At 67.0% G+C, this 12,443-nt stretch carries 11 protein-coding genes; 4 read left to right on the top strand and 7 right to left on the bottom strand.

The features are described 5' to 3' along the window. Positions 1–58 precede the first annotated feature (58 nt). From U4Y88_RS36220 to wrbA, 4 genes are all read right to left on the bottom strand, one after another. Positions 59–865: a metallophosphoesterase gene (locus tag U4Y88_RS36220; RefSeq protein ID WP_321789749.1), complete on the bottom strand. Its 807-nt coding sequence runs from the start codon at positions 863–865 to the stop codon at positions 59–61. A gap of 58 nt (positions 866–923) precedes the next feature. Then, positions 924–2,360 carry an FAD-binding oxidoreductase gene (locus U4Y88_RS36215; RefSeq protein ID WP_321789747.1) on the bottom strand — a complete coding sequence of 479 codons (1,437 nt, stop codon included), beginning with the start codon at positions 2,358–2,360 and terminating at the stop codon, positions 924–926. 271 nt (positions 2,361–2,631) lie between these two features. Continuing rightward, a complete protein-coding gene (locus U4Y88_RS36210; RefSeq protein ID WP_415774550.1) occupies positions 2,632–3,075 on the bottom strand; it encodes a DUF2069 domain-containing protein in 444 nt (147 codons plus the stop codon). 182 nt (positions 3,076–3,257) lie between these two features. Then, on the bottom strand, positions 3,258–3,866 hold the full coding sequence (gene wrbA, locus U4Y88_RS36205; protein ID WP_224012551.1) for an NAD(P)H:quinone oxidoreductase: 609 nt from the start codon (positions 3,864–3,866) through the stop codon (positions 3,258–3,260). A gap of 120 nt (positions 3,867–3,986) precedes the next feature. Here wrbA and U4Y88_RS36200 point away from each other — a divergent pair, with 120 nt between their 5' ends. Beyond that, entirely contained in the window at positions 3,987–5,294 is a 1,308-nt protein-coding gene (locus U4Y88_RS36200; RefSeq protein WP_310630983.1) for a YihY family inner membrane protein, read from the top strand. Positions 5,295–5,346: 52 nt separating this feature from the next. On the opposite strand, the gene U4Y88_RS36195 is transcribed toward U4Y88_RS36200, so the two are convergent. From U4Y88_RS36195 to U4Y88_RS36185, 3 genes are all read right to left on the bottom strand, one after another. Beyond that, a complete protein-coding gene (locus U4Y88_RS36195) occupies positions 5,347–5,670 on the bottom strand; it encodes an Mpo1-like protein (RefSeq protein ID WP_310630982.1) in 324 nt (107 codons plus the stop codon). A 251-nt stretch (positions 5,671–5,921) separates the two neighbouring features. Then, complete coding sequence (locus U4Y88_RS36190) at positions 5,922–6,761, bottom strand: alpha/beta hydrolase (protein WP_321789746.1); 840 nt, start codon at positions 6,759–6,761, stop codon at positions 5,922–5,924. Then, positions 6,758–8,083, bottom strand: coding sequence for an O-acetylhomoserine aminocarboxypropyltransferase (locus U4Y88_RS36185; RefSeq protein ID WP_321789744.1), 1,326 nt, complete (start codon positions 8,081–8,083; stop codon positions 6,758–6,760). Before U4Y88_RS36185 ends, U4Y88_RS36190 begins: the two co-directional genes overlap by 4 nt. 433 nt (positions 8,084–8,516) lie before the next feature. Here U4Y88_RS36185 and U4Y88_RS36180 point away from each other — a divergent pair, with 433 nt between their 5' ends. The 3 genes from U4Y88_RS36180 (at position 8,517) to aroC (ending at position 12,313) form a co-directional block, all read left to right on the top strand. After that, positions 8,517–8,972 (top strand): CBS domain-containing protein, encoded by a 456-nt coding sequence (locus tag U4Y88_RS36180; RefSeq protein WP_224012556.1) that lies wholly within the window; start codon positions 8,517–8,519, stop codon positions 8,970–8,972. A 94-nt stretch (positions 8,973–9,066) separates the two neighbouring features. Continuing rightward, positions 9,067–11,052 (top strand): MFS transporter, encoded by a 1,986-nt coding sequence (locus U4Y88_RS36175; protein ID WP_321789741.1) that lies wholly within the window; start codon positions 9,067–9,069, stop codon positions 11,050–11,052. Positions 11,053–11,212: 160 nt separating this feature from the next. After that, positions 11,213–12,313, top strand: coding sequence for a chorismate synthase (gene aroC, locus U4Y88_RS36170; protein WP_321789739.1), 1,101 nt, complete (start codon positions 11,213–11,215; stop codon positions 12,311–12,313). Positions 12,314–12,443 lie beyond the last annotated feature (130 nt).

Here is a 12,443-nt window from a genome sequence, read left to right as displayed (position 1 = left end):
TTGCAGGCCGGCTCCGTTCGCGAGCCGGCTGTCTTGAAGCGGCGACGCTTCGTCTGACTCAAACCTCCACCACCTTATCCCACGCGAACGCCGGATTCTCCGGCAGGCCCGTGCGCCGGTCGCGATAACCGCGCGGATTGCACACCACGCGCGTGCCGTCGACCGTGTAGTCGAAACACGTATGCGTGTGGCCGTGCACCCAGAGCGCGGCGGGCGGCCCGACGAGCGCGCCGAGATCGTTCACGAATCCCGCCGACACCGGATCGGTCGCATAACGCGCCGCCAGGCTTAGCCGATGCGGCGCGTGGTGCGTCACCACGATCGTCTTGCCCGCGAAGGGCTTCGCCAGTTCCGCCTCCAGCCACGCACGCGAGCGCGCATGCAGCGCGAGCGAATCCGCGGGCGTGAAATCGCGCGCGAGCGCCTGCGGACTGTCGGGCCAGGACACCTGAATCAAGCCCTTGAAATCGAGCATCACGCGCATCGCCGCCGAGATGGCCGCCTCGCGCGCGGCGTCGCTCGCGCCGAACAGCGCGAAGTCGGCCCATAAAGTCGTGCCGAGCACGCGAAAGCGGCCCTGCGGATCGACGTAGACACCGTTGTTCAGGAAGTGCACGTTGTCGAGCGTGGCGGCGGCGTCGCGCATCGCGGCTTCGAGCGCGCCGAGTTCGCCGTCGTAATACTCGTGATTGCCCGGCACGTAGATCACCGGCACCTGCGCGTCGAAGGTTTCCGCCGCCCAGCGCAGCCCGAGCCCGTGATTGTGGATGTCGCCCGCGAGCACGACGAGGTCGGCGTCGGCGTGCGGGATCAGGTCCGGCTCGTCGTTTTCCAGATGCAGATCGGACAGCACGCGAACTTTCACATCGGCTCCTTGCGCGTTGAGCGCCTTCGATACCTCATCCACACACTCAGCGACGCATTCAGCGCACGACCTTGCCCGGATTCATCAGATTGAGCGGATCGAGCGCCTGCTTGATCGCCCGCATCAGCGACAGTTCGACGTCGCTCTTGTAGTGCGCGTTTTCGTCGATCTTCAACTGGCCGAGGCCGTGCTCCGCGCTGATCGTGCCGCGATGACGCGCGACGCTGTCATAGACGATGCGGTTCAGCGTCTTCTCGTTTTCTGCAAGAAAGCGCTTCGGGTCGCCGCCCTCGGGCGCCTGCACGTTGTAGTGCAGATTGCCGTCGCCGAGATGGCCGAACGTCACCATGCGCGCGCCGGGCACGGTGCGCGCGATCTCGGCGTCGGTTTCCTCGATGAAGTGGCCGATGCGCGAAATCGGCACGCCGATGTCGTGCTTCACGTTCAGCCCTTCCTGCGCCTGCGCGAGCGGAATGTGCTCGCGGATATTCCAGAACGCCTGCGATTGCGTGAGGTTTTCGGCGACCACGGCATCGTCGACGAGACCTTGTTCGAGCGCCGCTTCCATCAGCTTTTCGAACAGCGCGCGGCCGTGTTCCTCGCTTTCGTTATCGGAGAGTTCGAGCAGCACGACCTGCGCGTGGCGTTGCTGGAACGGATAGCGCAACTGCGGGAAATGGCGGCCGACCAGCTGCATGCAGAAGTCCGACATCAGCTCGAAGCCGGTCAGCAGCGGACCCGCGTAGCGCTGCGCGAGCGAGAGGAAGTCGAGCGCGGCGTGGGCCGAGCCGAGCGCCGCGAGCGCGGTGACGCGCGCGGCTGGCTGCGGATGCAGCTTCATGACCGCCGCCGTGATGATGCCGAGCGTGCCTTCCGCGCCGATGAACAAATCGCGCAGATCGTAGCCCGTGTTGTCCTTGCGCAGTCCGCGCAGGCCGTCCCAGAGTTCGCCTTGCGGCGTCACCACTTCGAGGCCGAGACACAGTTCGCGCGTGTTGCCGTAGCGCAGCACGCCGGTGCCGCCCGCATTGGTCGAGAGATTGCCGCCGATCGTGCAGCTGCCTTCGGCCGCGAGCGAGAGCGGGAACAGACGGCCCGCTTCGGCGGCGCGCGCCTGGACTTCGGCGAGGATCACGCCCGCTTCGACGGTGATGGTGTTGTTGTGCGCGTCGATCTCGCGCACGCGGTTCAGGCGGCGCAGGCTCAGGACCGCTTGCGCGCCGCTCGTGTCGGGCGTCGCGCCGCCCGCGAGGCCGGTGTTGCCGCCCTGCGGCACGATCGCGACGCGATGCGCGTGCGCGAGTTTCACGACGGCGGCGACTTCCCCGGCGTTCGCGGGACAGAGCACGGCGCAGGCCGCGCCCTGGTAGCGCTTGCGCCAATCGGCGAGGTAGGGCGCGGTGTCGTGGGCGTCGGTGAGCACGTGTTGCGCGCCGATGGCGGCGGCGCAGGCGTCGAGGAAGGCTTGCGGGGCGAGGGCTTGGGTGTCGGTCATGGTGAATCGGGTGTCTCGGGGCGGCGCGGCGGCTGCGCGCGGGCGATGTTGTTCGGTTCGGGCGGCTGGCCTGGATGGCGCTGCTTGCCGCGCTTGTTGATCGTCGTGGCGGCGCGGCGGTAGGACGGCCAAAAGGCTAGTTTGACACGTCGGACGCCGTATCGGGGGCGGCGCGGGCAGGGCGCGCGCGGTTGCCTCGCCGTTCGCACGTGGGCGCGGGCTTCACGGCGCGGACGAGGCCGGACGGTGCGTTGAGGTTACTTGACGGGACTTATTGCGCGCCGCGTTTCGCGCGCCGGGCGGCGCGCTTGTAAGGCGCGACGTAGGCGAGCGCGCACGCGAAAAATCCGCAGGAAAGCGCGACCTCGACCCAGCCGAGCAGATTTCCCGGCGCGCGATCGGTCATGCCGCGCACGATGCCTTCGGCGAAATAAAGCAGCACCAGCATCGACGCCCATTGCAGCGTATAGAGCCGCCGGCGCAGCACGCCGGGCAGCGCGCAGGCGAGCGGCAGCGCTTTCAGCACGAGCGCGCTGCCGCCGGGCCGCAGCGGCGCGAGCCGCCATTCCCAGGCGAGACACAGCAGCGTGAGTGCGGCGAGCATGGCGAAGGCGCCGAGCGCGGCGAAGCGTCGGCCCGCGACGCGGTCCGGTGCGCGGTTTGCTGCGGCTTCGCTCGCAAAGGTTGATGTCGATTCCGCTTCCGTGTCGCGCATTGGCGCATCGTCGCGACGCGAATTCGCCGATGACGGTAAAGTGCGCGGCTCCGCAGCAGACGTGGCGGACCCGGCGGACGCGGCAGAGGACACGGACGATGCAGCGCGTCGCGGTTCGTCGCCGAGATCCGTGTTGTTCGCGTTGCGCATGTTGTTCGCCTTGTCCGCTTCGTCCGCGTGGTTCACGGCCGTTCGCCTTGCGCGAGCGCCAGCGCCGAACGCGCGAGCCGCACGCCGAGCGCGACCGCGAGCGCCTTTTCATCGGCGCTGAGGCCGTGGCTGCGTCCGTCGGAGCGTGCGTGATGCGACGCGCCATACGGCGTGCCGCCACCCTCGGTCGACGCGAGCGCGCTTTCGGTGTACGGAATGCCGACGAGCAGCATGCCGTGATGCAGCAGCGGCAGCATCATCGAGAGCAGCGTGCTTTCCTGGCCGCCGTGCAGGCTGCCGGTGGACGTGAACACGCAGCCGGGCTTGCCCGCGAGCGCGCCCGCGAGCCACTGCGGCGTGGTGCCGTCGAGAAAGTACTTGAGCGGCGCGGCCATGTTGCCGAAGCGTGTGGGCGAGCCGAGCGCGAGACCGGCGCATTCCTCGAGGTCGCGCAGCTCAGCGTAGGGCGGGCCGTCGTCGGGAATGTCGGGCGCGGTGGCTTCGCAGACCGTCGATACGGGCGGCACCGTGCGCACGCGCGACTCGGCGCCCGGCACGCTGTCGATCCCCTGGGCGATGGCGCGCGCGAGTTCGCGCGTGGCGCCATGGCGGCTGTAGTAGAGCACAAGAATCGGTTTCATCGGACCTCGTCGGTGGACGGGATATTATAGGGGTTGGGTTCGCGGCCGATGCGGCCCAACGGTTGATGCTTCCTCGTCAGACGCACCTCGTTAGACGCATCGTTTCAGCAGGGCAGGCCAATGGATGTGTTGTCGAAACTCCGAATCGATCTCGATATCGTGAAGCGTCTCGCGCGCTTCGCGGCACGGCGCAGCCGCGAGGATCGCATTCCGCAGGTCGCGGGCAGTCTCACGTTCACGACCATGCTCTCGCTCGTGCCGCTCGCCACCGTGGCGTTCGCGTTGTTCACGGCGTTTCCCATCTTCGCGTCGTTCCAGAATTCGCTGCAGGTTTTTCTCGCCGATCACCTGATGCCGACGCAGATCAACAGCCAGATCTTCAAGTACCTGAACCAGTTCGCGTCGAAGGCCAAGGGCCTCACGACGATGGGCATGATCGTGCTGTTCGTGACCTCCGTCATGACGATGATGACGGTCGAATCGGCCTTCAACCTGATCTGGCGCGTGCGCAAGGCGCGGCCGTTCGCGCAGCGCGTGCTGGTGTACTGGGCGATTCTCACGCTCGGACCGATCCTGATCGGCGTGAGTCTGTCGCTCTCGTCGTATCTGTTCACGCGCTCGCTGGCCATTGCCACCGAGCAGCACGTCTCGATGCTGTTCGACTGGCTGCTGATCGGCGCGTCGCTGCCGCTCACGGCGCTCGCGTTCACGATGCTCTACGTCTATCTGCCGAATTGCCGCGTGCAGTGGCGCGACGCGGTGGTGGGCGGCGTGGCCGCGGCGATCGCGTTCGAGCTCGCCAAGCGCGGCTTCGGCTATTACGTGCGCCGCATTCCCACTTATACGGCGGTGTACGGCGCGTTCGCGGCCGCGCCGATGTTCCTGCTCTGGATGTACCTGAGCTGGTTCATCACGCTGGTGGGCGCGATGATTACTTCGGCGCTGCCGGAAATCCGCACGGGACGTTTCAATCGGCCGCGTTTTCCGGGCAGCGATCTGCTCGATGCGCTCGAACTGCTCGCGGGTCTCGCCGAAACGCGCGACGCGGGCCGCCCCGGCATGACCGGCGAGCAGCTTGCGCAACTGCTGCGCCGCGACCTCGCGACGGTGACGCGCCTCGTGGCCGATCTCGAAGAGGACGAACTGATCGCGCGGCTGGAAAAGGACGGCGCGAAGCCGCATTACGTGCTGATCGCGAATCCCGCGCGTATTTCCGTCGAGCGGATTTTCGGGCGCTTCGTGATCGACCGCGAGGAACTGGCGTATCAGCTCAAGTCGAGCGATATCGATTCCAGTACGCTGCTGGCCGCGCTGGACAACGACAAGCTGTCGATTTCGCTGGCGTCTTTGCTGGCCGCGCGCCGCGAACTCGTGCGGCTGGCGGAAGCGGGCGATCCGCCGCCGGCGTTGCCGCATCCGGCGGCGTGACTCAGGTACCGTGAAGCAGGTACCGTGAATCAGGTGACGTGAAGCGGGCGATCTACAGCGAAATCTTCCCGCGACAGATGTCCGAGAACATGACCCAGTCGCCCATCAGGCTATAGATGGGATGGCGGAAGGTGGCGGGGCGGTTCTTCTCGAACGCGAAGTGCCCGACCCAGGCGAAGCCGTAGCCGCACACGACGGCGGCGGGTAGCCAGAGCCAGTTGCCGGTGGCGATGGCCATGGCGACACAGCCGATCACCCCGAGCGAGCCGATGAAATGCAGCCGTCGCGACATCAGGTTGCTGTGCTCGCTCAGATAGAACGGATAGAACTGCGCGAAATTCGCGAAGTGTTGCTCGGTATGGGTGGCGTGGCTCATTGTCTCCTCCGTTGCGCGGCCGGCGTCCGGTGAGCGCTTGAGGGCCGAGGCGCAAGGTACGCGCCCGAAAACCGCTTCCGTACGTGGCCAAAAAACGCGGCCAAAATCCATTCTGCGGCGAATCGAACGACCGTGCAAGCCGGGCAAACGGCAGGTGCGGCATGCACGGTGGGTATTCGTCGGGCGGCGTGTTCAGGCGATTTCGTGGACCGCTTTTCCGTTGCCTCCCGGCCGCACATTTCAGCGGTACGTCAGCCGTTGCCTACCCGTGGCGCGGCGAAGCGATAAAGCGTGTCGAGCGTCGCGTCGGGCTGCTCCGTCATCAGCGCGTGGCCGGCGTCGAGCATGACGGTGTCCACGGCCACGCCGCCCCGGGTCAGCGCATCGGCGATGGCGCGGGCGACGCGCGGCGGCGTCATGGCGTCGCGCTGGCCGACGATCAGGCGCACCGGGCAGCGCACCTTCGCGGCGCTGGTCAGCCCGTCGGCGTACGCGTTGCAGGCCGCGAAATCCGTGTGAAAAAGCTGCGGCTCGCCGCGCGCGGACACGCGTTCCATCAGACGCTGGTTCATGCCGCGCAGCCACGCGCCCGGACCGGGACTCGACGGCTTGGCCGCGAGCGTCGAATGCGACCATGCGTTGACTAGCGCGATCGCTTCCGGCTCGCGTTCGCGCGCCGCGTCCAGCAGCGCGGGCGAAACCGTCATCGGGAACGCGGTGGCGAGCAGCGCAATGCACGCGGCGCGTTCGGGATGGCGCGCCGCGAATTCGAGCGTGACGAGCGAGCCCATGCTGTGGCCCGCGACGAAGATCCGCGCGTTCTTTGCCGCGCCCACGGAGTCGAGCAGCGCGGCCAGCCAGTCGGCCAGCGCGCCGATGCTCGTTAGCGCCGGACCCGCGCTGCGCATATGGCCGGGCAGATCGACGGCCAGCACGCTGAAGCCGTGATGCGCGAAATAGCGCGACTGCAGCGCCCAGACGCTGTGATCGTGCTGCGCGCCGTGCACGAAAACCGCGATGGGCCGCTGCGGATCGAACGGGCGCCCGCCCGTATAGGCGTAAGCCGCCTTGCCTGCGACATCGACGATCATGACGCCTCCTTGCGCGGCGCGGTGCCGGTCGTGGCGGGCGCTTTCTGCGAAATCTTGAGCGCGCGCTTGAGGTCGTCGATCAGATCGTCGGGGTCTTCGAGGCCGATCGAGAGGCGGATCGTGCCCGCGCCGATGCCTGCCGCGGCGAGCGCCGCTTTGTCCATGCGGAAGTGCGTGGTGGAGGCGGGGTGGATCACGAGCGAGCGCGCGTCGCCGACATTGGCGAGATGCGAGAACAGCGTGAGCGATTCGATAAAGCGCTTGCCCGCTTCGCGGCCGCCCGCGAGGTCGAAGCTGAACACCGCGCCCGCGCCGCGCGGTAGCAGACGCTGGGCGAGCGCGTGGTCGGGATGGCTCGGCAATTCGGGGTAGGCGACGGCCTGCACCGCCTCGTGCGCAGCGAGAAATTCCACCACGCGCCGCGTGTTGGCCACGTGCCGTTCCATGCGCAGCGGCAAGGTTTCGATGCCTTGCAGCAGTTGCCACGCGGCTTGCGGATGCAGGCAGGCGCCGAAGTCGCGCAAGCCCTCGCGGCGCGCGCGCAGCAGGAACGGTGCGACGCTGCTTTCCTCGCTGAACACCATGCCGTGAAAGCCCGCGTAGGGCTCCGTGAATTCGGGAAAGCGCCCCGATGCCTCGAAGTCGAACGTGCCGCCGTCCACCAGCACGCCGCCGATGGTCGTGCCGTGGCCGCCGAGAAACTTCGTCGCCGAGTGATAGACAAAGTCCGCGCCATGATCGAACGGACGCAGCAGATACGGCGTGGTGAACGTGGAGTCGACGAGCAGCGGCACGCGATGGTCGTGCGCGATCTGCGCGACGGCGGCGATATCGAGCACGTCGAGGCCCGGATTGCCGAGCGTTTCGCCGAACAGCAGGCGCGTGTTCGGCCGCAGCGCCGCGCGCCAGGCGTCGAGGTCGCCCGGTTTGACGAAGGTGGTCTCGATGCCGAAGCGCCGCAGCGTGTAGTCGAGCAGGTTGTGCGAGCCGCCGTAAAGCGCCGCCGACGCGACGATATGCGCGCCCGCGCCCATCAGCGTGGCGATGGCCAGATGAAGCGCGGCCTGGCCGCTCGCGGTGCCGATCGCGCCCGCGCCGCCTTCGAGGGCCGCGACGCGCTCCTCGAACACGGCCACCGTGGGATTCGAGATGCGCGAATACACGTGGCCCGCGCGCTCCATGTTGAACAGCGCGGCGGCGTGGTCGGTGTCGCGGAACGAGAACGACGTGGTCTGATAAATCGGCGTCGCGCGGGCGCCGGTGACGGGGTCGGGCGCGGCGCCGGCATGCAGCGCGAGCGTGTCGAAGCGGGGATCGGACATTCTGGCAGCACGGCCGGCGCGAACCGGCGACGGGTGAAAGGTGAGGGCATCGTATCACCGGCCAGGCCGTGCGGGGACGCATCGGAAACCCGCGCCGGGGCGGCCTGGCGTGGCTGAAACCGCCGCCAGACGGGGCTTGCGCGCCGCCATCGCCTGGCCGGATGGCATAGGGCGAACGGACGATGCCGCCCGCCGCAACGCCCGCACGCATGGGCGGAAAATCGAAGCCGACACGCATTTCAGGGCCGATTCACAAGGGTTTCCGGCCGATTCGCGCGCCTTCCCGCGACTTTTCTTTTGCCTCCCTTTCCGCTAGGATCGAAAACAGGTAGGTATCTTTTCAGCATCTCCCCCACGATTTGACGGCATTTCCGTCAACCTTTTTTGCATGCGATCCGGTCAGGCGCGCCCGGGTCGACACAGGAGACACATCATGCGTGTGAGCGATATTCTCAAGGTCAAGGGCAATACGCTCTACACCGTCACGCCCGACACGTCGCTGCACGAAGCAGTGAACACCATGGCCGAGCACGACATCGGCTCGCTCGTCGTCATGGAGTACGGCGATCTGGTCGGCATGCTCACCTTCCGCGAGATCATTCTTACGCTGCGTACGAATGGCGGCAGCGTCGGGACCAGCACGATCCGCAAGGTCATGGACGACCATCCCATCACCTGCACGCCCGAAACCGAAGTGGACGAAGTGCGCCGCATGATGCTCGAGCATCACGTGCGTTATCTGCCGGTCATGGAAAGCCGCTCGCTGATGGGCGTGATTTCGTTCTACGACGTGGCGAAGGCCGTGGTCGAAGCCCAGGGTTTCGAAAACAAGCTGCTCAAGGCCTATATTCGCGACTGGCCGGAAGAGGAGCGTCAGCCGGCGCGTTGAACGCGCGAGCCCGTCCGATCCAGCATGAAAAAGCGCGCGTCAAGCGCGCTTTTTCACGTCTGGCGCCCGACTCTGACAGCATAAATCCCACTCGATGAACGAACGCTCCTTGCCAGCGACGGAAACCACCGCACGCGCGGCAACCGCCCACACTTCACAGTTCGCGCTGCTGCGTCAGCGCCGGTTCGCGCCGTTTTTCTGGACGCAATTCCTCGGCGCGATGAACGACAACGTGTTCAAGATCGGCTTCACGTCGCTCGTCACGTATCAGGCGGCGCGCTTTTCCGGCGTCGATCCGAAGACCGTCGCGTTTCTCATTTCAGCGATCTTCATCGCGCCGTTCGTGCTGTTTTCGGCGACGTCGGGCCAGATCGCCGACAAGTACGACAAGGCCGTGCTCACGCGCTGGGTCAAGACCTTCGAGATCGCGGTGATGCTGATCGGCGCGGCGGGTTTCTGGATGCACAGCGCGCCGCTGCTCTATGTCTGCACGTTCCTGATGGGCGTGCATTCGACCGTGTTCGGGCCGGTCAAGTACGCGTATCTGCCGCAGAAGCTCGCCGAGGACGAACTCGTCGGCGGCAACGGTCTCGTCGAGATGGGCACCTTCGTGGCGATTCTGATTGGCACGATCGTGGGGGGCGTTGCCGCCGGTATCGGCGCGAGCAATGCGCTTTCGGCGACGTCCGCCGCCGCGCAATCGGCGACGCCCGCAGGCGCCTGGTGGCTCGGCGGCATGTGCATCGCCATCGCGCTGATCGGGCGGATCGCCTCGTCGTTCGTGCCGCCGTGCGCGCCGTCGCAGACCGGATTGCGCATCAACTGGAATCCGTTCTCCGAAACCTGGCGCAACCTGCGGCTCGCTCACCGCAACCGCACCGTGTTTCTGAGCCTGCTCGGCATTTCGTGGCTGTGGTTCGTGGGCGCGACGTTCTTGTCGTCGTTCTTCAACTTCGCGAAGGACGTGCTGTTCGCCGACGCGGACGTCGTCACCGTGCTGCTCGCCATGTTCTCGCTCGGCATCGGCTTCGGTTCGCTGATGTGCGAGAAGCTGTCGCGGCGGCGCATCGAGATCGGGCTCGTGCCGCTCGGCTCGATCGGCATGAGCGTGTTCGGCATCGACCTGTTCTTCGCCAGTCACGCGCTGCCCGCCGCGCCGCATCTGCTTTCCGTAGGCGAATTCCTGAGCCTGCCCGCACACTGGCGCGTGCTGGCCGACCTGTTCCTGCTCGCCATGTTCGGCGGGTTCTACAGCGTGCCGCTGTACGCGCTGATCCAGAGCCGCAGCGAGCCGAGCCACCGCGCGCGCATTATCGCGGCGAACAACATCCTGAACTCGCTGTTCATGATCGTTTCCGCGTTGATGGCGATGGGGCTCACGGCGGCGGGCGTCGGCATTCCGGGTATTTTTCTGACCACGGCGCTGCTCAATATCGTCGTGGCCGCCTACATCTACGGGCTGGTGCCCGAGTTTCTCCTGCGTTTCGTCGCGTGGGTGCTCGTGCATACGGTCTATCGCGTGCGGCTCGTGCATGCGGAGCGCATTCCCGCCGAAGGTCCGGCCGTGCTGGTCTGCAATCACGTGAGCTATGTCGATGCGGTCGTGCTCATGGCCGAGAGCCCGCGCCCGATCCGTTTCGTGATGGATCACCGGATTTTCCGTTCGCCGCTGCTCGGCTGGCTGTTCCGTCACGCACGGGCGATTCCGATCGCGCCCGCGCACGAAGACGCCGCGCTGCTGGAAAAGGCCTATGACGCCTGCGCGGCGGCGCTGGCCGACGGCGATCTGGTCTGCATCTTCCCCGAGGGCAAGCTGACGAAAACCGGCGACATGAATCCGTTCCGCCACGGCGTGACGGAGATCCTCAAGCGCACGCCCGCGCCCGTGGTGCCGATGGCGCTGCGCGGGCTCTGGGGCAGCGCGTTCTCGCGGCATGCGGCGTCGGGGCAGGATCGGCCGGTGCGGCGCGGCCTGACGAGCCGGCTCACGCTGGCGGTCGGCGAGCCGATCGCGCCCGCCGACGTCACCGTCGACGGCTTGCAGCAGATCGTGGCCGACTTGCGCGGCGCGCGGCGCTAACGCTTCGTTTGCACGGCGGAGCAGGGCGCCACGGTCGGCTCAGTTCGGCCCGGTTCGGCCCATCTTGCCCCCGGTTGGCGCGCCGAGCGGGGCCAGCCGGGCGGGCCGTCGCGCGGACTGGCATAATGTCGGATTCCCCGATTCACTTTGGACGACCGCCATGTCCGGCAACACGCTCGGTACGCTTTTCACCGTCACCACCTTCGGCGAATCCCACGGCCCGGCCATCGGCTGCGTCATCGACGGCTGCCCGCCCGGCATGGCGCTCACCGAAGCCGACATCCAGATCGATCTGGACCGCCGCCGTCCCGGCACGTCGCGTCACGTCACGCAGCGCCAGGAAGCCGATCAGGTCGAAATTCTCTCCGGCGTGTTCGAAGGCCGCACGACGGGCACGCCCATCGCGCTGCTGATCCGCAACACGGACCAGCGCAGCAAGGACTACGGCAACATCGTCGAGACCTTCCGTCCGGGCCACGCCGACTACACCTACTGGCAGAAGTACGGCATTCGCGACTATCGCGGCGGCGGCCGTTCGTCGGCGCGTCTGACGGCGCCGACGGTCGCGGCGGGCGCGGTCGCGAAGAAGTGGCTGCGCGAGCGCTTCGGCGTGGAAGTGCGCGGCTACATGAGCGCGCTCGGCGAGATCGCGGTGCCGTTCGTCGACTGGCAGCATGTGCATGAGAATCCGTTCTTTGCGCCCAACGCCGACGTGGTGCCGCAGCTCGAGGACTACATGGACGCGCTGCGCAAGGACGGCGACTCGATCGGCGCACGCATCAACGTGGTCGCGAGCGGCGTGCCGGTGGGCTGGGGCGAGCCGCTGTTCGACCGCCTCGACGCCGACATCGCGCACGCCATGATGGGCATCAACGCGGTGAAGGGCGTGGAGATCGGCGCGGGCTTCGCGAGCGTCGCGCAACGCGGCTCGACGCACGGCGACGAACTCACGCCCAACGGCTTCCACGGCAATCATGCGGGCGGCGTGCTCGGCGGCATTTCGACGGGGCAGGACATCACCGTGTCGATCGCGATCAAGCCGACGTCGAGCATCCGCACGCCGCGCCGTTCGATCGACAAGGCCGGTGAGCCCGCGATCGTCGAGACCTTCGGCCGTCACGATCCGTGCGTGGGCATTCGCGCGACGCCGATCGCCGAAGCCATGCTCGCGCTCGTGCTGATCGACCACGCAATGCGTCATCGCGCGCAGAACGGCGATGTCGTCGTGACGACGCCGAAGATTCCGGCTAGCGACGCCTGATTCGTTGCGCTCGCAAGCAGTGCGCCGCGTTCACCCGGCGCAGCAATAAAAAAACCGCTCCTTGGAGCGGTTTTTTTGCGTCTGCGAACGGACTTACATGTTCGGATAATTCGGTCCGCCGCCGCCTTCT

The sequence above is a fragment of the Paraburkholderia sp. J94 genome (genome assembly GCF_905220285.1).
Taxonomy (GTDB): Bacteria; Pseudomonadota; Gammaproteobacteria; order Burkholderiales; family Burkholderiaceae; genus Paraburkholderia; species Paraburkholderia tropica_A.
This window is presented reverse-complemented; position numbering and strand designations above follow the sequence as displayed.

What these genes read in the sequence shown, in the direction of transcription:
- U4Y88_RS36215 (WP_321789747.1), bottom strand. Translation starts at nt 2,360, where the DNA reads ATGACCGACACCCAAGCCCTCGCCCCGCAAGCCTTCCTCGACGCCTGC.
- U4Y88_RS36210 (WP_415774550.1), bottom strand. Translation starts at nt 3,075, where the DNA reads ATGCGCGACACGGAAGCGGAATCGACATCAACCTTTGCGAGCGAAGCC.
- wrbA (WP_224012551.1), bottom strand. Translation starts at nt 3,866, where the DNA reads ATGAAACCGATTCTTGTGCTCTACTACAGCCGCCATGGCGCCACGCGC.
- U4Y88_RS36200 (WP_310630983.1), top strand. Translation starts at nt 3,987, where the DNA reads ATGGATGTGTTGTCGAAACTCCGAATCGATCTCGATATCGTGAAGCGT.
- U4Y88_RS36195 (WP_310630982.1), bottom strand. Translation starts at nt 5,670, where the DNA reads ATGAGCCACGCCACCCATACCGAGCAACACTTCGCGAATTTCGCGCAG.
- U4Y88_RS36190 (WP_321789746.1), bottom strand. Translation starts at nt 6,761, where the DNA reads ATGATCGTCGATGTCGCAGGCAAGGCGGCTTACGCCTATACGGGCGGG.
- U4Y88_RS36185 (WP_321789744.1), bottom strand. Translation starts at nt 8,083, where the DNA reads ATGTCCGATCCCCGCTTCGACACGCTCGCGCTGCATGCCGGCGCCGCG.
- U4Y88_RS36180 (WP_224012556.1), top strand. Translation starts at nt 8,517, where the DNA reads ATGCGTGTGAGCGATATTCTCAAGGTCAAGGGCAATACGCTCTACACC.
- U4Y88_RS36175 (WP_321789741.1), top strand. Translation starts at nt 9,067, where the DNA reads ATGAACGAACGCTCCTTGCCAGCGACGGAAACCACCGCACGCGCGGCA.
- aroC (WP_321789739.1), top strand. Translation starts at nt 11,213, where the DNA reads ATGTCCGGCAACACGCTCGGTACGCTTTTCACCGTCACCACCTTCGGC.